The 20,074-nt window shown below is 30.4% G+C and carries 19 protein-coding genes and 1 tRNA gene; 13 read left to right on the plus strand and 7 right to left on the minus strand.

Translation table 11 applies throughout. The features are described from left to right. Positions 1-45: 45 nt before the first annotated feature. Genes H9W90_RS13995 through H9W90_RS14010 form a run of 4 tightly spaced genes read right to left on the minus strand, consistent with a single transcriptional unit; the run spans position 46 to position 6,712 of the window. Positions 46-3,585, minus strand: coding sequence for an efflux RND transporter permease subunit (locus H9W90_RS13995; protein WP_088354901.1), 3,540 nt, complete (start codon positions 3,583-3,585; stop codon positions 46-48). Between the two features lie 4 nt (positions 3,586-3,589). Beyond that, positions 3,590-4,765, minus strand: coding sequence for an efflux RND transporter periplasmic adaptor subunit (locus H9W90_RS14000; protein ID WP_187482198.1), 1,176 nt, complete (start codon positions 4,763-4,765; stop codon positions 3,590-3,592). 8 nt (positions 4,766-4,773) lie between these two features. Continuing rightward, positions 4,774-6,105 (minus strand): TolC family protein, encoded by a 1,332-nt coding sequence (locus H9W90_RS14005; protein WP_187482199.1) that lies wholly within the window; start codon positions 6,103-6,105, stop codon positions 4,774-4,776. A gap of 7 nt (positions 6,106-6,112) precedes the next feature. Next, entirely contained in the window at positions 6,113-6,712 is a 600-nt protein-coding gene (locus H9W90_RS14010) for a TetR/AcrR family transcriptional regulator (protein ID WP_187482200.1), read from the minus strand. Between the two features lie 127 nt (positions 6,713-6,839). On the opposite strand from H9W90_RS14010, the gene H9W90_RS14015 reads away from it, so the two are divergent. Continuing rightward, positions 6,840-7,811, plus strand: coding sequence for a polyprenyl synthetase family protein (locus tag H9W90_RS14015; RefSeq protein ID WP_187482201.1), 972 nt, complete (start codon positions 6,840-6,842; stop codon positions 7,809-7,811). Here the strand turns inward: H9W90_RS14015 and H9W90_RS14020 are convergent. Further along, positions 7,808-9,667, minus strand: coding sequence for an FG-GAP-like repeat-containing protein (locus tag H9W90_RS14020; RefSeq protein ID WP_187482202.1), 1,860 nt, complete (start codon positions 9,665-9,667; stop codon positions 7,808-7,810). The two genes, H9W90_RS14015 and H9W90_RS14020, sit on opposite strands and share 4 nt — an antisense overlap. A 98-nt stretch (positions 9,668-9,765) precedes the next feature. Between H9W90_RS14020 and H9W90_RS14025 the strand changes: the two genes are divergently transcribed. Both H9W90_RS14025 and H9W90_RS14030 read left to right on the plus strand, forming a co-directional pair. Continuing rightward, a tRNA-Ile gene (locus H9W90_RS14025) sits at positions 9,766-9,839 on the plus strand. Positions 9,840-9,928: 89 nt separating this feature from the next. Beyond that, on the plus strand, positions 9,929-10,114 hold the full coding sequence (locus H9W90_RS14030) for a PID-CTERM protein-sorting domain-containing protein (RefSeq protein WP_187482203.1): 186 nt from the start codon (positions 9,929-9,931) through the stop codon (positions 10,112-10,114). On the opposite strand, the gene H9W90_RS14035 is transcribed toward H9W90_RS14030, so the two are convergent. Next, on the minus strand, positions 10,109-10,693 hold the full coding sequence (locus tag H9W90_RS14035; RefSeq protein ID WP_187482204.1) for a riboflavin synthase: 585 nt from the start codon (positions 10,691-10,693) through the stop codon (positions 10,109-10,111). The genes H9W90_RS14030 and H9W90_RS14035 overlap by 6 nt on opposite strands. A 59-nt stretch (positions 10,694-10,752) precedes the next feature. On the opposite strand from H9W90_RS14035, the gene pdxA reads away from it, so the two are divergent. From pdxA to H9W90_RS14085, 10 genes are all read left to right on the plus strand, one after another. Beyond that, entirely contained in the window at positions 10,753-11,787 is a 1,035-nt protein-coding gene (pdxA, locus tag H9W90_RS14040; protein WP_187482205.1) for a 4-hydroxythreonine-4-phosphate dehydrogenase PdxA, read from the plus strand. Between the two features lie 83 nt (positions 11,788-11,870). Beyond that, the gene (locus tag H9W90_RS14045) at positions 11,871-12,407 is read left to right on the plus strand and encodes a YceD family protein (RefSeq protein ID WP_187482206.1); all 537 of its coding nucleotides are present in this window, start codon (positions 11,871-11,873) and stop codon (positions 12,405-12,407) included. Between the two features lies 1 nt (position 12,408). Further along, the gene (gene rpmF / locus H9W90_RS14050) at positions 12,409-12,603 is read left to right on the plus strand and encodes a 50S ribosomal protein L32 (protein ID WP_187482207.1); all 195 of its coding nucleotides are present in this window, start codon (positions 12,409-12,411) and stop codon (positions 12,601-12,603) included. Positions 12,604-12,756: 153 nt separating this feature from the next. Beyond that, the gene (locus tag H9W90_RS14055; RefSeq protein WP_187482208.1) at positions 12,757-13,752 is read left to right on the plus strand and encodes a beta-ketoacyl-ACP synthase III; all 996 of its coding nucleotides are present in this window, start codon (positions 12,757-12,759) and stop codon (positions 13,750-13,752) included. A gap of 25 nt (positions 13,753-13,777) precedes the next feature. Further along, on the plus strand, positions 13,778-14,254 hold the full coding sequence (gene accB / locus H9W90_RS14060) for an acetyl-CoA carboxylase biotin carboxyl carrier protein (RefSeq protein WP_187482209.1): 477 nt from the start codon (positions 13,778-13,780) through the stop codon (positions 14,252-14,254). Between the two features lie 81 nt (positions 14,255-14,335). Next, the gene (accC, locus tag H9W90_RS14065) at positions 14,336-15,673 is read left to right on the plus strand and encodes an acetyl-CoA carboxylase biotin carboxylase subunit (RefSeq protein WP_187482210.1); all 1,338 of its coding nucleotides are present in this window, start codon (positions 14,336-14,338) and stop codon (positions 15,671-15,673) included. Between the two features lie 93 nt (positions 15,674-15,766). Continuing rightward, entirely contained in the window at positions 15,767-16,216 is a 450-nt protein-coding gene (locus H9W90_RS14070; RefSeq protein WP_187484004.1) for an Lrp/AsnC ligand binding domain-containing protein, read from the plus strand. 125 nt (positions 16,217-16,341) lie between these two features. Continuing rightward, positions 16,342-16,767: a response regulator gene (locus H9W90_RS14075; RefSeq protein WP_187482211.1), complete on the plus strand. Its 426-nt coding sequence runs from the start codon at positions 16,342-16,344 to the stop codon at positions 16,765-16,767. Positions 16,768-16,773: 6 nt separating this feature from the next. Continuing rightward, entirely contained in the window at positions 16,774-17,091 is a 318-nt protein-coding gene (locus tag H9W90_RS14080) for an Hpt domain-containing protein (protein WP_187482212.1), read from the plus strand. 16 nt (positions 17,092-17,107) lie between these two features. Continuing rightward, positions 17,108-17,806, plus strand: coding sequence for a LytR/AlgR family response regulator transcription factor (locus H9W90_RS14085; RefSeq protein WP_187482213.1), 699 nt, complete (start codon positions 17,108-17,110; stop codon positions 17,804-17,806). 349 nt (positions 17,807-18,155) lie between these two features. On the opposite strand, the gene acs is transcribed toward H9W90_RS14085, so the two are convergent. Then, positions 18,156-20,063, minus strand: coding sequence for an acetate--CoA ligase (acs, locus tag H9W90_RS14090; protein WP_187482214.1), 1,908 nt, complete (start codon positions 20,061-20,063; stop codon positions 18,156-18,158). Positions 20,064-20,074 lie beyond the last annotated feature (11 nt).

A 20,074-nucleotide genomic window follows, 5' to 3' on the forward strand; every position in this document is an offset into this window, starting at 1 on the left:
CGTTTTAACCCTTTTTTAATATATAATATTCTCTTCTAACGTATTTTAGATTTGATTTTTCTCATCTAATCTTTTGTCCATGTTAAAGATTAATTCTTCTTTTTGCTTTTCTAATTGATGAGGTAATTGTCCTTTTATTCTCATTTTCAGCTTTGTAATTAAGAAGAATAAAATAGGCACTACAATCAATGTTAAGAAAGTCGCGATTAACAATCCATAAATTACTGTTTTTGCTAAAGGTCCCCAGAAAACAACATTGTCACCACCCATATAAATATTGGCATCAAACTCGCTAAACAAGGTGAAGAAGTTAATATTTAAACCAATAGCTAAAGGAATTAATCCTAAAATAGTAGTAATTGCTGTTAATAAAACAGGTCTCAAACGTGCTTTACCAGCTTTAACTACAGATTCGAATAAACTGTTTAAAGGTAAATAATCTTCATCTGCAACACCATCTTGTATTTTTCTCCTGTCAATTAATAGTTGTGCATAATCTAATAATACAACTCCGTTATTTACTACAATTCCAGCCAGTGAAATAATACCAACCATGGTCATCATAATAACAAAAGGTGCTCCAGAAATAACCAAACCTCCAAAAACTCCAATGAAACTTAAAAAGATTGCCAACATTATAATTCCTGGTTTAGAAACCGAATTAAATTGGAAAATTAAGATGAAGAAAATCAACATTAAACCTGTAAAAAACGCACCAACCAAAAAGTTCATTTGTTTGTTTTGTTCTTCAATTTGTCCAGTATAATCAATTTTAATTCCTTTAGGCAAGTCTTTAAAATTCTTCATCGAATTCTGAATCTTCGCAACAACAGCACCAGCATCTGTTTCTCCAGGAGACAATGCAGAATAAACAGTTACTACTCTTTTTACGTTTTTATGTTTAATGGCACTAAAACCAGAACTATTGGTTTGAGTAGCAACAGCAGAAACAGGAATTTCTTTTATTTTACCAGAAGCTGGGTCTCTAAACGTTATTTTCTGATTAAAAACAGCACTTTTATCATACCTATCATCTTCGTTAAAACGAACATAAATATCGTAATCTTCTCCGTTTTCTTTGTAAATACCGGCTTTATTTCCAAAAATGGAAGCTCTTAATTGTTGCCCAACTTGTCCTGTAGAAACACCTAATTCACCTGCTTTTTTACGATCTACCAAAACTTGCATTCCAGGTTTCGATTTATTTACATCAATCTTTAATTCATCAACACCAGAAATACTTTGCGTATTTAAATAGTCACGCATTCTTTCTGCTGTAAAAATTAATTCTTCGTAATCTTCACCATTCAATTCTATATTAATTGGTGCACCAGCAGGTGGTCCATTTGCATCTTTTTCAACAGAAATTAAAACTCCAGGATAAATACCAACCAAAGCAGCTTGTACTTTCTGACGTAGAATTTCACTGTCTTCTCCATTTCTATATTTGTACTCACGCATAGAAGCAGTAATTTTTCCTTTATGAGGCATTTCTGCAGAAGAACCTCCATCTGTTTGTGGATTTCCTGCACCTTCACCAACTTGAGAAACTGTACTTTCTACCATGAAATTTTCACCATTTTTGATGTACATATCTTGGTTTAAAACACCGTAAACTTTCTGCTCTATTTCTTTAGTAATTTGGTTTGTTTTCTCAATATCTGTTCCTTCAGGATACTCGATATAAACAATAATTTGGTTTGGTTTGTTATCTGGGAAAAACTCGATTTTTGTTCTTTGTTCACCTACAGACCAACCAAAACCTGCAAATGCTACAAATAATAAAATAAAAGTTCCAGTAACTAAAACATAAGGAGTCCAGCCAGATAATGCTTTTTTCAATTGTCTTCCATACCAATTTTCTAAAGTAACCAACGTGTTTTTCTGAAAATAATTTGCAGCTTTTCTTAAGAATAGTCTATAAACCCACAACATAATTGCAGTGAAAATCATTAAAGTACCTAAAGCGTTGTATTCGCCTCCAAAGAAGAAAATGAACAACCCAATAATTGCCATAATACTTGTTAATTTGATAATGCTTTTTAATGGCATGTCTTTATCTTCTGTACTCATAAATTGAGAAACTAAAACAGAGTTAAAGAAAATCGCAACAAATAATGATGAACCTAAAACAATAGATAAAGTTATTGGTAAAATTACCATAAACTGTCCCATAATTCCTGGCCAAAGACCCAAAGGAATAAATGCTGCAACAGTAGTTGCAGTAGAAATAATAATAGGAAAAGCAATTTCTCCAATACCTTTTTTGGCAGCTTCAATTCTGGTCATTCCTTCTTCGTCCATTAATCTGTAGACGTTTTCTACAACCACAATTCCATTATCTACCAGCATTCCAAGTCCCATAATAAGACCAAAAAGTACCATTGTATTTAAGGTGTAGCCTAATCCGCCTAAAATCATTAAAGACATAAACATAGACATTGGTATTGCAAAACCAACGAAAATGGCGTTTTTAAAACCAAGGAAAAACATTAAAACAATTACTACCAAAATAACTCCAAAGATGATATTGTTTACCAAATCGTCTACTTGCCCAATTGTTTTTGGAGATTGATCGTTTGCAATAGTTACTTTTAAATCTGGTGGAAAATGATTTTGTTTTGCTTGTGCTACAATTTTACCAATTTTATCTGCTGCAGCAACCATGTTTTCACCAGATCTTTTCTTAACATCTAACATTACAACAGCTTCGCCATTTTCTCTTGCGTAGGTTGTTTTGTCTTTGTCTCTAAAGAAAATTTCTGCAACATCTTTTAAGTAAATAGGATTCCCATTTTCTGCCTTAATTACAAAATCTCCTAAATCAGATGGTTTTTCTATTTCACCAATAATTCTAATGGTTCTTCTTTGCTGACTTGTAATAAAATTACCAGCAGACATGGTTACATTTCCACGATTTATAGCGTTTGTAATATCATCGAAACTAACTTTTGCAGCCATCATTTTGTAAATATCTACAGCAACTTCTACTTCTTTTTCTTGTGCTCCACGAATATCTACTTTTTTAATTTCCGTTAAATCTTCAATTTCATCTTGTAAGTATTCTCCATATTCTTTCAGTTTTGCAACTGGGTAATTTCCCGAAATATTAATATTAAGAATCGGAATTTCTTCAGACATACTCAACTCAAAAACATTTGGTGTTACTTTTGCACCATTAAAAGTTGGCCAGTCTTCACCTGCTGTTTCTTGATCTATTTCGTCTTTTACCTTCTGTTTTGCATCTTTTACATCAATTTTCTCGTCAAACTCTACAGTAATAATAGAATAATCTTCTTGAGAAGTTGAGGTAATTTTAACCACATTACTTACCGATTTTAGCCTATCTTCTAAAGGATTTGTAACTAATTTCTCTATATCTTCTGCAGTGTTTCCAGGATATACAGAACTAATGTAAATTTTGGTTTCGTTTATTTCAGGAAAATTTTCTCTTGGCATTGTAAAATATGCCGAGATTCCTAAATAAAGAATCAAAAACATTGCGACATAAATAGTTGTTTTATTATTTATTGCCCAAGACGAAAGTTTAAACTCTTTATCTACTTGTTTATTTTTATCCGCCATTTTATTACTTTTTATTAATCACTTTTACAGCCTGACCGTTATTTACACTTCTTGCACCTTCAATAATAATTTCTGAATCCGCACCAAGATTTTTTGTAACCTCAATCATGTCTCCTTGCGTTTTTCCAGTTTTAATTATTAATCTTTCTGCAACAGCTTCATTATTGTCTTTTTTATCTTTTATGATATAGATAAACTGTTCTCCTTTTGCGTTTTCAGAAATAATAGATTGTGGAATTAAAATGGCATTTGGGTTTGTGTAATCGTTTAATTTTAACCTTGCAGTTAAGTTAGGTTTTACTTTCCCTTTTAAATTAGGAACTCCGATTTCAATTTTAAAAGATCTGTTATTAGGGTTTATAAAATTTCCAACTTGTCTAATTTTAGAATTTACAGTTTCTCCAAGAACAGGAAAATTAACTTCCACATCTTTGTTTTCTGTAATACTACCAATGTATGTTTCTGGAACTTCTGTTTCTATATACATGTTAGATAAGTTTACAATTCTAAAAATTTCTGCACCCATTCCTGGAGCAACAACAGTTCCTCTTTCTTTAAAAACATCGTCTATAATTCCAGAAAAAGGAGCTCTAATTGTAGATTTTCCTAACTGACTTTTTAGTTGTTTTACAGCACTTGTTTGCGCTTCATAAGAAGTTTTTGCTTGTAAAAACTGAATTTCTGAACCAATTTTTTGATCCCATAATCTTTTTTGGCGTTCGTAAGTTGTTTTTGCTAATTGTGCATTTGCTTCTAATTGTGCTAATTGAGAAGACATTCCTCCATCATCAATTCTTGCTAAAACCTGTCCTTTAGAAACTTTTTGTCCTTCTTTAACATAAACACTTTCTAAAATACCAGGCATTTCTGGGTAGATTAAAACGTTTTGTTTTGTTTGTACATTTCCTTGTAACTCAATAAAGTGTGTAAAAACTTCCTCTTTAACTGTATAAGTGGTAATTAAAGGGATGTTTTTGTCTACATTAAACTCTTCTAACTTGTCATTTAACTTTTTTAATTCAGTTGCTAATTCTTGTTGTTTTGCATCTAAATCTGCTTTTTTCGATTTAATTTGAGCAACATCATTTGTAGCTAAAATTTCATCAACCGAAACTTCTTTTTTATCTCCACAAGAAGCAAAAACAAGCGTTACTAATATTACTAAATATATTTTTTTCATGGTTGTAATTATTTGATTGGTAAGTTTAATGCGTTTTCTAATGCAGCTTTTTTAGCGATAACATCTAACATAGATTGTATGTAGTTTTGCTGCTGTGTATATAATTGGTTTTGTGCTTGTAATAAATCGAAACTTGTAGAAATACCTTCGAAAAATTTAATTCTTTGTTTCTTTTCTATTCTTTCTGATAAAGCAAGGTTTCTTTTTGATGTTTGATAGTTTTCGATACTAAATTGATAATCGTTTTTTACTTTTTGAGCTTGTAAACTTAAACGTTGCTTTGTTTCTTGCAAACGTAAATCTGCAGTTTCTAAATCGATTTTTGCTTGTGCAGTTTTTGCACTTCTCCCCAAGCTACTAAAAATAGGAATGTTTAGACTTACACCCAATAATGAAGAATCGAACCAACGTTGGTCGCTTTTTAAAAACGTAAAAGAATCTGAATTTGCTTGAGCACCGTAATTAACAAAAGCACTTAAGCTAGGTAAAGCTTTACTTTGTTCTAACTTCACCAATAAACGTTTAGATTCACGATCGTTTTCTGCAATTTTAAAATCGATATGATTATCGACATTAAACTCTGTTGCAATAATACCTAAATCGATATTTTGCATCGTTAAAGAGTCTAAACTATCAGTTAAAGTTAGCTCTGTGTCAATAGAACTTCCAATAGAAAGATTTAGCATTTGGTATGCGATATCTTTCATCCTAACAACATTACCAAGCTGATTTTTTAAACTCCCTAAAGTAATTTCTAATTGCTCTACATCTTCCTCTTCATTCAATCCGTTTTCATAGATTTTTTTTGCATCATTATAGTTTTTCTGAAGAATTTTAATATTTCTTTCTAAAATTGAAATGGTGTTTTCACTAACTAAAACATTACCATAAGCATTTATAACAGCTTCTTTAGTTACCATTTCAGTTTTAATATTTGCTTGTTCAGAAATTTTTAAATAAGTTTTAGATGCTTGCAAACCAACTAAATAAGAGCCGTCAAACAATAATTGTCTTAAAGTAACTGAGGCATTCATATTTTGTTTGGTTCCAAAAACAAATTCTTCATTTGTTCCATCTCCATTTATATCTGCAATTGTAACAGGTTGCTTTATAAAATTCTGATAATCTATTTTCGCATCAATTTGTGGCAAACCAATTGTGGTGGTTTCCCAAACTTTTTTCTGTGCAGAAAGTATGTCGTTTTGAGATGTTTTTGTGTTATAACTATTCTCTAAAGCAAAATTAATTGCTTCCTCTAAAGAAAGACTCATTTGTTTTTCTTGAGCATTTAAACTCAAATAAAATGAGCTAATAAAAAACATCAATAGTATTTTTTTCATTTTGTTTTTATTTCTGATTTAGTTGATTTTTTAATTGTTGTATTCCTTTTTCTGTGCAAATTCCTCTTAAATGGTATTCTAAATAATTGTCCATTAGAGTGTTCATAGAGTAATCATTTAAAGGAAAAATATCTTTGTCTTTAATAGACATCATTCCAGAGAAATAGATGCGTGAAATAAACTCAACATCAATTTCTTTTCTATATAAACCTTGATTTTTACCGTGATTTAGGTTCTCTATTACACATTCTTGCATTACTTCAAATTGTTTCTTTTTAATGGAAGCAAAGATTTTAGGGTAATATTTTTGTAATTGATATTGTGGAGATGATTTTTCGTCTTTTAAATTAGACATTACAAATCGTTTAATATCAAAAATTTCATCAATAGGATTCTTTTTTAGTTCACAAATCATATTAATTCCTGTAGAAATATTTATAAACATAAAATCTGTCACTGCAGAAACAAGTGCTGTTTTGTTACTAAAATACTTGTAAATTGTTTTTTTAGAAACCCCTAACGAACTCGCTATTTCGTCCATAGTAACACTCTTAAAACCTAAATTTAAGAATAGTTCTGTCGATTTTTCTATTATTTTTTCTTTCATAATTCGGGTGCAAATATACATAAGGAAACTTTAGAAACAATAAAAGTTTCCAAAGTTTTAAATATTTTTTAACAATTAGATATCGAAGAGAAAAATCTTTACATTATTTTTACCAAAAATTATAGATTTGGACATTTTACATTATCAGAAAGAATTTCTAACTTATTTAGAATCAAAAAATTGGGTTAGAGAGCCTAAAAATTTATATGAACCAATTGATTATATCATACAATTAGGAGGTAAAAGAATTCGCCCAGTTTTAACTTTAATGGCGGCAGATATTTTTTCTTCTAGTCATAAGAAAGCATTGCCAGCCGCTTTAGCTGTTGAGGTTTTTCATAATTTTACTTTAATTCATGATGATATTATGGACGATGCACCTTTAAGAAGAGGTAAAGCAACTGTTCATGAAAAATGGGATTTAAATACTGGAATTCTTTCTGGAGATGCAATGTTAATCTTGGCATATCAATATTTTGAGAATTACGAGCCTGTTGTTTTTCAGAAATTAGCAAAATTATTTAGTAAAACTGCTTTAGAAGTTTGTGATGGTCAACAATTAGACGTAGATTTTGAAACAAGAAGTGATGTTACCATAGACGAATATATTAATATGATTCGTTTAAAAACATCGGTTTTAGTTGCAGCGGCTTTAAAAATGGGTGCAATTGTTGCAGAAACCAATGATGAAAATGCAAATTTAATTTACGATTTTGGGTTAAACTTAGGTTTGGCTTTTCAACTACAAGACGATTATTTAGATACTTTTGGGAATCCAGAAACATTCGGGAAACAAGTAGGTGGAGATATTATTGAAAATAAAAAAACGTATTTATATTTAAAAGCGTTAGAAGTTTCTAATGATCATGATAAAGGAAAGTTAAAATATCTTTACAGAAAGAAACTAAAAGAAAATACGGTTAAAATTGCAGATGTTAAAAGGATTTTTAAAGTGTATGATATTCCTAATTTAGTAAAAGATCAAATAGAGAATTATACTCAAAAAGCATTTGATACTTTGGCCAAAATGGATATTAAAGATGCTGATAAAACGAATCTTAAGAATTTTGGATTGTGGTTAATGAACAGATCTATTTAATTATTTTTTATAATTAATTGATTAAAATTCTGTTTCTTGTTAAAAATATGCAACATATAGACACCAGTCTTTAGGTAAGTTAAGTCTATTTTTTCATCAACTTTTAAAAGGTTTTTTACTAGAATTTTACCATCTATTGTACTGATGGTAAATGTACTTTTTTCATTAATGTTATTAATAGATAAATAATCTTTAACTGGATTTGGGTGTACAGAGATTTCTTTATTTTTTAGAACAGGATTAGTATCTATACTTAATGTGCCACCTTCTTTTAGCTCATATCTTTTATTTCCATTAATATTTGTAAAGCTTTGTTTAGATGTAGCAGACCATTGGATTTCAACATTAGAAACAACACTGTTGTTTGCCAAGCCAAAATGAAGTACTAAAGAGTGCTGACTTGCATGACTTCCTTGTCCATGAACTTCTTGAATAAGTTTTTCGCCATTAACAGTTAAAATTACTTTTGCACCTATAGCATCTTTATTTATGGTTTGTCCTTCTAATTTAAATTGAATCCAATTTTTACCATCAGTTCCTGTTGGGTTTAGTTGATTCTGAAAAAAAGTAGTTTTTGGATTAGCACTTGCAGAACCTTTTAAAACAACAACAATTAGGTCTAAATCTCCATCTTTGTCGTAATCTGCATATGCCATTCCTCTTCCTTTATCTCTATTGTTAACGCTCACTTTGGTTTGTGTAAAAGTAGTATCACCATTATTAGTAAAAAGGTAGTTTGGGTCACTGTCTCCTGTGCCAATAAAAGGTGCAGCAGGTACCCTTCCGTTTGCAACAAATAAATCTGGCCAAGTGTCATTATTAATATCTAAAAAGGCGGTTCCCCAACTTGTGCTAAATAATCCATTTCCGTCTAATGAAAATGTGTTTTCTACACCGGCAGAGGTAGCTATATCTTTAAAAACATTATTACCATCATTTTGTAATAAAACATTTCTACCTAGGTTGGAGATGTAATAGTCGAAATCTTCATCTTTATCAATGTCTGCAGAAGAAATACCCATAGCATATATTGCTACATTAGCTTTTGTAGAAGATGAAACATCAGAAAAGCTAGTTCCAGAAGCATTGTTTTTGTAAAGCGTATTTGGTACATTAAAAGCACCATAATCATTTGCAATATAAATGTCTTGGTTAAAATCTTTATTATAATCTGTAGGCATTGTTGCTAAACCACATCCATCATTGTCAATTCCTAAAGCCGCTGCTTTTTCTGTAAAAGTATTATTTCCGTTATTTTCATAGAAAAAATTCTCATAGCATTCTGCATTAAAACCTACAACATCACCATTTGAATTAGTTACAGTACTTAAGCTTTTTTGATAATTAATTACATAAATATCTAAAAGACCATCGTTATTATAATCTAACAAATTAGCTCCCATTGAGAAGCTTTTTTCTGTTAATCCCCAAGAAGTTCCAGCTTCTGTAAAAGTTTCATTTCCGTTATTTATAAATAAAAGATTTCTACCGAAACCACTTGCGCCTTGGTTTTCTCTCCATGTTGTAATAAATAAATCTCTAAAACCATCATTATTAATATCTCCACTTACAACTGATGTTGTATTATAATCACCAGTTGCAGAAAGTCCAATGTTGTTAATTTTTTCAAAAGTTCCATCACCTTTGTTTTTGTAAAGAGAGTCTTCGTCTATACCTCCAGATATATATAAGTCTTCCCAGCCATCATTATTATAATCGAAAAAAACTGCGCCACCTCCCATATTTGCTAAATCGTTAAATAGATGGTTTACGCCAATTTCGCTTGATTTTTCTACTAATTGTGCAGAAATTTGAAAGGATAAAAGAAGAGATAAGATGCTTGTAAAGAGTTTCATAATTGGTATTAAAATACAAATCAAGGTTTTTTTTCTTAAAAAACACAATAAATTATTAAATTATTTAAAATAAATAGTACATTTGCACCCAATAATTAGGTCCCATAGCTCAGTTGGTTAGAGCATCTGACTCATAATCAGAGGGTCCTTGGTTCGAGCCCAAGTGGGACCACTTTTATCTGCAAGGTATAATCGATAAAAAATTATATATTTGCAGAAATAATACATACAAATTTCAAAATTTTAATCTGGGGGGATAAAATGAAGAAAAGAAAATATCTTACACTATTATTAGTGTTTGTCTTAATATGCACGGTTAGTGGACAAGTTGTGCCACCACCAATGCCACCACCACCACCACCTGGTTTACCAGTTGATGGAGGCCTTCTTTTTTTATTGATTTCTGGTTTAATTTTTGGAGTGAAAAAGATTAAAGATAATTTATAAAGTAGTTAACCTAGCTACGTATTTGCCAATAACATCAAATTCTAAATTAACAATATCCCCCAATTTAATATTCTTAAAACCTGTATTTTCTAAAGTATAAGGTATTATTGCTACACTAAACGCTGCTTTTTTAGAATTAACAACTGTTAAACTAACACCATTTATAGTTATAGAACCTTTTTCTATGGTAATATTGTTTTTATCAGAGTTATAGGAAAAAGTAAAAACAGTACTTCCGTTTTCATTTATAATATTAGTGCAAATTCCAGTTTCATCTACATGACCTTGTACAATATGTCCATCTAATCTATCGCCTAATTTCATAGCGCGTTCTAGGTTAATTGAATCATTAATTTTCAAATTACCTATATTCGTTTTTTCTAACGTTTCTTTAATGGCAGTAACAGTGTACTCATCATTTTTTATAGCTACAACTGTTAAACAGACACCATTGTGAGCCACACTTTGATCTATTTTTAACTCATTTGTGATGTTGCTTTTTACTGTTAAATGAAGATTATCTTGTTCTTTAACAAGATTTTTAACTTCGCCAAGTGTTTCTATAATTCCGGTAAACATATCATTAAATTTTGGTTACTTTTGCACAAATCAAAAATACTAATATTACAAGAGTTACTATGGATAAATCTGATAAAATTATAGTTGGAATTTCAATTGGAGATTTAAACGGAATTGGTATAGAGGTTATTCTAAAAACATTTCAAGATAAAAGAATGTTAGAGTTTTGTACGCCAGTAATATTTGGTGCAACAAAAATAATCTCTTACCACAAAAAAGCATTCAATTCAGAAGTTCCAGTTCATGGAATTACTTCTTTGAGTCAACTAAATCATAATAAAATTAATTTATTAAATATATGGAAAGAGGATGTTGCAGTAGAATTAGGAAATTCAACTAAAATTTCTGGAGAATATGCTGCAAAATCATTAGCGTCTGCAGTAAAATATTTAAAAGAGAAAACAATTGATGTTTTGTTAACGGCACCAATTAATAAAGAAAACATTCAATCAGAAGAATTTAATTTTCCAGGTCATACAGAATATTTAGAAGCTAATTTAGAAGGAAAAAGTTTAATGATTTTAATGACAGATGAATTAAGAATAGGTTTAATTACTGGACATATTCCTATTTCTAAAGTTGCAGAAACAATTACACCAGAACTAATTAAAGAAAAAGTAGATACAATGTATACTTCGTTAAAGCAAGATTTTGGAATTAATAAACCAAAAATTGCGGTTTTAGGTTTAAATCCTCATTGTGGAGATAATGGTGTAATTGGTAAAGAAGATGATGAAATTATAAAGCCAACAATAGAAGAAATTAAAGAAACTGGTAAACTTGTCTTTGGGCCATATGCGGCAGATGGCTTCTTTGGTTCAGAAACCTACAAACAGTTTGACGGAGTTTTAGCAGCTTATCACGACCAAGGATTAGCACCATTTAAAGCGCTTTCTTTTGGTAACGGAGTTAATTTTACGGCAGGCTTAAGTGAAATTAGAACTTCTCCAGACCATGGTACAGGTTTTGATATTGCAGGTAAAAATATTGCAAGCTCTTCGTCATTTACACAAGCTTTATTTGCTGCCATTCAAATTTTTAAGAATAGAAAAGAATATAAAGAACTAACAAAAAACCCACTGTTAGTAAGGTAAATAATTATAAAATAAATTTTTAATATAAAAGAGTGTATAAAAACATTTTTTTATATCTTTGCACGCTCAATTGATGTTTGATAATGAAAGACTTGAAACAATTCAACATACCGTTTGTAGGATTAAAAGAAGGAAGGCATTTATTTGAATATAATATTGACAACACGTTCTTTGCACTTTACAATTTTGATGAATACGAAAATTCGAATATAAATATTGAATTAGAATTTGTTAAAAAAAGTACATTATTCGAACTTAACTTTGTTGCTTCAGGAACTGTAAATGTTCCTTGTGATGTTTCAGGTGAGTTTTATGATCAAGAAATAACTTCAGAATTGCCTTTAGTTGTTAAGTTTGGTCCAGAATATAATGATGAAAATGAAGATATTTTAATTCTTCCTCATGAAGTGTATCAATTTAGTGTAGCGCAATTTATTTATGAAATGATTGTGTTAGCAGTTCCTAATAAAAGAGTTCATCCACAAGTTTTGGATGGTACAATGGAATCTGAAGCATTAAATAAATTAGAAGAATTAGAAATAAAAGTAGAAAAAACTGTTGAAACAACAGACCCAAGGTGGGATAAATTAAAGAATTTAATAACAGAAAAAAAGACATAAAATGGCACATCCTAAAAGAAAAATATCCAAAACAAGAAGAGATAAAAGGAGAACACATTATAAAGCATCAGCTCAACAAATTGCAACAGATCCAACAACTGGAGAATCGCATTTATATCACAGAGCTCACTGGCATGAAGGTAAATTATATTACAGAGGTCAAGTGGTTTTAGAATCTGCAGCAGCAGAAGCATAGAAAAAAATTAGACAGTATAAAAAACCCTCGAAATCGAGGGTTTTTTTGCGTTTTTAAAGTAAAAGTGATTGTTTTTGACAACTTTTCTTCTAAAAAGTGAAATAATTTTCATTACTTTTGAATTTCCATATACTTGGACAACAAACAATAATTATGACTAAAATCACTGCAGCAATCACAGCAGTAGGGAAATATGTTCCTGAATACGTTTTAACCAATAAGGAGTTAGAAACCTATGTAGATACCAATGATGAATGGATAACTACAAGAACTGGAATCAAAGAAAGAAGAATACTTAAAGGCGAAGGATTAGGTACTTCTTACATGGCAATAAAAGCCGCGGAAGAATTATTGCAAAAATCAAAAATTAATCCAAAAGAAATAGATTTAGTAATTGTTGGAACTGCTACACCAGATTTACCAGTAGCATCAACTGCAGCATATGTGGCAACAGAAATTGGTGCAGTAAATGCATTTGGCTACGATTTGCAAGCAGCATGTTCTAGTTTTTTATACGGTATGTCTACAGCTGCAAGTTATATTGAATCTGGTAGATATAAAAAAGTACTTTTAATTGGAGCTGATAAAATGTCTTCAATTATAGATTATAAAGACAGAGCAACATGTATTATTTTTGGTGATGGAGCAGGAGCCGTTTTGTTTGAACCAAATAATGAAGGATTAGGATTGCAAGATGAGTTTTTAAGAAGCGATGGTATTGGAAGAGATTTCTTAAGAATAGAAGCTGGAGGTTCTTTAATGCCTACAACTAAAGAAACAGTTGAAGCTAATAAGCATTTTGTATATCAAGAAGGAAAAACAGTTTTTAAATATGCTGTTTCTAATATGGCAGATGTTGCTGAAAAAATGTTGACTAGAAATAATTTAACAGAACCAGACATTCAATGGTTAGTGGCACATCAAGCAAATAAAAGAATTATTGAAGCAACTGCAAAAAGAGTAGGAGTTTCATCTGAAAAAGTAATGATGAACATCCAAAGATATGGAAATACAACATCTGCAACTTTACCTCTTTTATTAGCAGATTATGAGAGCCAATTAAAAAAAGGAGATAATTTAATTTTTGCTGCATTTGGTGGCGGTTTCACTTGGGGAGCTGCATACGTAAAATGGGCATATAATTCATAAACCAAACAATTAAACAATAAGAAATATGGATATTAAAGAAATTCAAAATCTTATAAAATTTGTAGCTAAATCTGGCGCAAGCGAGGTAAAGTTAGAAATGGAAGATATAAAGATTACTATTAGAACTGGTTCTGGTAAAACAGAAACCACTATTTTACAAGCTGCACCTATGGCAAGTATGCCACAAGCAGCTGCACCAGTTGCAGCACCAGCTGCTGCAGAAGCAGTAACTACTATTGTTACAGATAGTGCAGAAGCTAACTATGTTACTATAAAGTCTCCTATTATTGGAACTTTTTATAGAAAACCATCTCCAGATAAACCAAATTTTGCTGAAGTTGGAACAGAAGTAAGCGTTGGTGATACAGTTTGTGTTATCGAAGCAATGAAATTATTTAACGAAATAGAATCTGAAATTTCAGGAAAAATCGTTAAAGTTTTAGTTGATGATTCTTCTCCTGTAGAGTTCGATCAACCATTATTTTTAGTAGATCCATCTTAATATAAATCACAATTTTTAATTTCCAAACTCTTAATTATATCATAGGAGTTTGTTTTTTGAATATTGAAAAATTGAAGACTTATGTTTAAAAAAATATTAATTGCCAATAGAGGTGAAATAGCATTACGTGTTATTAGAACTTGTAGAGAAATGGGCATTAAAACTGTGGCAGTGTATTCTACTGCAGATGCAGAAAGTTTACATGTTAGATTTGCAGATGAAGCAGTTTGTATTGGCCCCCCATCAAGTGCAGAATCGTATTTAAAAATGTCTAACATTATATCTGCAGCTGAAATTACAAATGCAGATGCAATTCACCCTGGTTACGGTTTTTTATCAGAAAACGCTAAATTTTCTAATTTATGTGAAGAGCATAATATTAAGTTTATTGGAGCATCAGGTAGAATGATAGACCAAATGGGAGACAAAGCAAATGCAAAGTCTACTATGATTGCTGCTGGCGTACCTTGTGTTCCAGGTAGTGAAGGTGTAATTGTCGATTTTGAAGATTGTGAAAAAGTTGCACTAGAAACAGGATACCCTGTTATGTTAAAAGCTTCTGCTGGTGGTGGAGGTAAAGGAATGCGTGCAGTTTGGAAACCTGAAGATTTAAAAGACGCTTGGGATTCTGCAAGACATGAATCTAAAGCTGCTTTTGGAAATGATGATATGTATATGGAAAAGCTTATTGAAGAGCCAAGACATATAGAAATTCAAATTGTAGGAGATTCTTTTGGTAAAGCTTGTCATTTATCAGAAAGAGATTGTTCTGTACAAAGACGTCATCAAAAATTAACAGAAGAAACTCCTTCTCCATTCATGACAGATGAATTGAGAGAAAAAATGGGAACTGCAGCAGTAAAAGCAGCAGAATTCATTAAATATGAAGGAGCAGGAACTGTAGAGTTTTTAGTTGATAAACATAGAAATTTCTACTTTATGGAGATGAATACTCGTATACAAGTAGAACACCCAATTACTGAAGAAGTTGTAAATTATGACTTAATTCGTGAGCAAATTTTAGTTGCAGCTGGTGTGCCAATTTCAGGTAAAAACTATTATCCACAAATGCATTCTATAGAATGTAGAATTAATGCAGAGGATCCTTATAATAACTTTAGACCAGCTCCTGGAAAAATTACAACTTTTCACTCTCCTGGAGGTCATGGAGTTAGAATGGATACACATGTGTATGCAGGTTATATGATTCCGCCAAATTACGATTCTATGATTGCAAAATTAATTACTACTGCTCAAACCAGAGAAGAAGCAATTAATAAAATGAAAAGAGCTTTAGATGAGTTTGTAATTGAAGGTGTAAAAACTACAATTCCTTTTCATAGACAATTAATGGATCACCCAGATTATGTTGCAGGAAACTACACAACTAAATTTATGGAAGATTTCGAAATGAAATAAATTTCCATATTTTACTTAAAATTTTATATCTAAAATAGAGAATACACTTTGTATTCTCTATTTTTTTTATCTTTAGGCTAAATAATATCTATGATGAAAATTGACGGAATTGATAAAACTATTATAAAAATGCTGATAAATGACGCTAGAACACCAGTGTTAAGTATTGCAAGAAAAGTAGGAGTTTCTGGCGCTGCAATTCATCAACGTTTAAAAAAATTAGAAAAATCTAAATTGATTGAAGGCTATAAAATGATTGTAAACCCTAAATCTTTGGGATATACAACAACAGCTTTTATAGGCGTTTTTTTAGATGCTTCAAGTCAATTAGCACCAACAATAAAAAGCTTGAAAGCAATTCCTGAAGTTGTAGAAAGTCATTATACTACAGGTAATTATGCTGTTTTTATAAAAGTTTTATGTAAAAACAATGAGGATTTAATGTACTTGCTAAACAAAGATATTCAGAATATAAAAGGCGTATTAAGAACAGAAACTTTTATTTCTTTAGAACAGCATATTAACAGGCAAATCCTAATATAATTTTATTTGTCTATAAAATGATACCATTCGTCAAGCAAACAAAACGATTAAACTAACAAAAATAAATGCTATACTTTTTTAGTTCATTTTTGCAGTATCCCCTGTAATTTAATTGTTGTTTTATAATGAAATCACTTTCTATACTTTTAATTGATGATGATGAAATTGAAAGAATAAAGTTTAAAAAAGTTTGTAAAGACATTGGCTCTGCATCTAATATTGTAGAGGCATTAAATGGAAAACAAGCATTATATTTTCTAAATAATATAGAATTTTCATTCGATATTATTATTTTAGATTTGCACATGCCAAAAATGAATGGTTTAGAACTTTTGGCAGAATTAAAATCGAACACAGAGTTTAAGAACATTCCTATTATAATTATGTCTAATTCAGAAGATTTAGACGAATTAAAAAAATGTTATGATTTCGGAATTTCGGGTTATTTTACAAAACCTGCACAATACTCAAAGTATGCAAAGAAAGTAAAATCATTATTAAAATATTGGAAACAAAACAAGCTGATTTCCAAAGAACATAAAACTACTTAAATTTAGATGGAAACACCTAATTTGTCTTACATAAAAGAACTTTCTGGAGGAGATATTGCTTTTGAAGAAAGTTTAATTAACATCTTAAAAAAAGAATTTCCAGAAGAATACCAATTATTTACTAAAAATTTTGACAGTAAAAATTATACTGAGGCTTCTGTTAATGTGCATAAAATAAAACATAAAATAAGTATTTTAGGTTTTAAAAAAGGGCTAGAATTAGCTTCTAAATTCGAAAAAGATTTAAAGAAAGGTGATGTAAAATTATATGATAATTTTATAAATATTCTAAACAAAATTCACGTATATTTATTGGATAAATAATTTCCTCTAAAAATTTATGAATTGTATAATAATAGATGACGATGCTACAGCTAGGTTAATTGTAAGGCAGCTGTGTACTAAAACTGAAGAAGTTTCTGTAATAGAAGAGTTTTCTTCAGCTATTGACGCTATTAAATACTTGAATGAGAATACTATAGATCTTATTTTTTTAGATATTCATATGCCTACTTTTTCAGGTTTCGATTTTATCAAGACATTAAAATCGCCACCAAAAATCATTCTTACTACATCAGATAAAAACTTTGCTTTAGAAGCTTTCGAATACAATTGCGTGGTAGATTATTTGCTAAAACCAATTACTTTAGAACGTTTTAACAAGTCTTTACAAAAATTAGCTAGCTTTAAGCAAGAAGAAACTGTAGATACAAAAACGAAAGAAAATTCTGATTATTTATATGTAAACGTAGATAGAAGATTAGTAAAAATTAAGATTCCTGAAATTTTTTTAATAGAGGCTAAAGGAGATTATATCAGTATAAAAACAGAAGCTAAAAGCTACATTGTACATTCTACGTTAAAGAAAATTCAAGAGAAACTTCCATCTTCATTATTCTTTAAAGTTCATCGTTCTTATATTATTAATACATCAGAAATAATAGATATAGAAGACAATAGCGTGCTAATTAAAAAAAACGTTATTCCTGTTAGTAGATCTAACAAAAGTGAATTAATGAAAAAATTAAATTTACTTTAATATTTTTAAATCCTTTAAACTAAAGGAACCTACCATTCATCGAACTTACAATTACAATCATCGAAATCTTTTAAAAAGAAGCTATTTCTATCGTTTCTTTGTAGTGTAGTTTTAGGGTAATTACATAATAAGTTTGAGTTAATATCATAGTGAAACAATCATAAGTTGGGGGATTTATAGATTGTATAAAAAGAGCTGAAAATTTTTTCAGCTCTTTTTTATTGCGTTTATTTTTTTTTGAAGCTATTTCCTGCTTTCCACTATATCTTTTTTCTGAAATAGAAAAAAGGATGCCGTTTCAATCAGGGCTATACTAGCTTGTTGGCTATTATCTTTTTTAAGACGGTTTTTACAGTCTATTATCAATAATGTTTTGTACCACTTCAGGATTTAATAAAGTACTAGTATCGCCTAAATTATCCATTTCATTAGAAGCAATTTTACGTAAAATACGTCTCATAATTTTTCCAGAACGTGTTTTTGGCAAACCATCAGAAAATTGAATTTTATCCAACTTTGCAATCGGTCCAATATGTTCTGTAATAATTTGGTTAATTTCTTTCCTTAAATTATCGTGATTTCTGCTTTCCCCAGCATCTTTCAAAATTACATAACCATACAAAGCACTTCCTTTAACATCATGTGGAAAACCAACAATGGCAGATTCTGCAACTGCAGGATGCTCATTTATGGAATCTTCAATTGGTGCTGTTCCTAAATTATGGCCAGAAACAATAATTACATCATCTACTCGTCCAGTAATTCTGTAATACCCAACTTCATCTCTTAAAGCTCCATCACCAGTAAAATACATGTTATCGAATGCAGAAAAATAAGTTTCTTTATAACGTTGGTGATTTCCCCAAATAGTCCTTGCAATACTTGGCCAAGGAAATTTAATACACAATCTTCCTTCTACTTGGTTTCCTTTTAATTCGTCTCCATTTTCGTCCATTAAAGCAGGTTGAATCCCTATAAAAGGCAAAGTTGCGTAGGTAGGTTTTGTTGGAGTAACATAAGGAATTGGAGTAATCATAATTCCACCAGTTTCTGTTTGCCACCAAGAATCTATAATCGGACTTTTCTTTTTCCCAACATTGTCATTATACCAATGCCAAGCTTCTTCGTTTATGGGTTCTCCAACAGAACCTAATACTTTTAAAGAAGATAAATCGTATTTATCTACTAATTCTGTTCCTTGTTTCGCCAAAGCTCTAATTGCTGTTGGTGCTGTATAAAATTGATTTATTTTGTGTTTTTCTACAATATCCCAAAATCTTCCAAAATCAGGATAACTTGGCACACCTTCAAACAAAACTGTGGTTGCTCCATTTGCCAAAGGCCCATAAACAATATAAGAGTGTCCAGTAATCCAACCAATATCTGCAGTACACCAATACACATCATTTTCTCTATATTGAAAAGCATTTTTAAATGTATAAGCTGTATAAACCATATAACCAGCAGTTGTGTGTACCATTCCTTTTGGCATTCCTGTAGAACCAGAAGTATATAAAATAAATAATGGATCTTCTGCATCCATAATTTCTGCTTTACATTCTGTGGAAGCTTTGTCTAATAAAGGTTGCAACCATTTGTCACGGCCTTCTTTCATATGAATGTCAGAATTAATCCTCTTTACTACCAAAACATTTTCTACACAAGTACAACTTTCTAAAGCTTCATCTACAATTCCTTTTAAATCAATTGTTTTTTTACCTCTAAAAGAACCATCTGCAGTAATTACCATTTTACAATCTGAATCATTAATTCTGGTAGATAATGCTGTAGATGAAAACCCTGCAAAAACTACAGAATGTATTGCGCCAATTCTTGCACAAGCTAAAACAGAAATTGCCAATTCTGGAATCATAGGAACATAAATACAAACCCTGTCTCCTTTTTTAATTCCATTTTCTTTTAAAACATTAGCAAACTGGTTTACCCTTATGTGTAACTGTTTATAAGTAATATTTTCTGCTGGTTCGTTTGGGTCATTAGGTTCAAATAAAATAGCCGTTTTATCTCCACGAGTTGCTAGATGTCTATCAATACAGTTTTCTGTGATATTTAATTTTGCTCCTTTAAACCATTTTACTTCCGGTTTAGAGAAATCCCATTCTAAAACTTTATCCCATTTTTTACTCCATATAAAATGTTCTTCAGCAATTTCTTCCCAAAAATTTTCTGGTTCACGAACAGATTTTCTATAAACTTGGTAGTATTCTTCTAAATGTTTAATATGGTAATTACTCATAATTTGAAATG

The organism is Polaribacter pectinis (assembly GCF_014352875.1).
Taxonomy (GTDB): domain Bacteria; phylum Bacteroidota; class Bacteroidia; order Flavobacteriales; family Flavobacteriaceae; genus Polaribacter; species Polaribacter pectinis.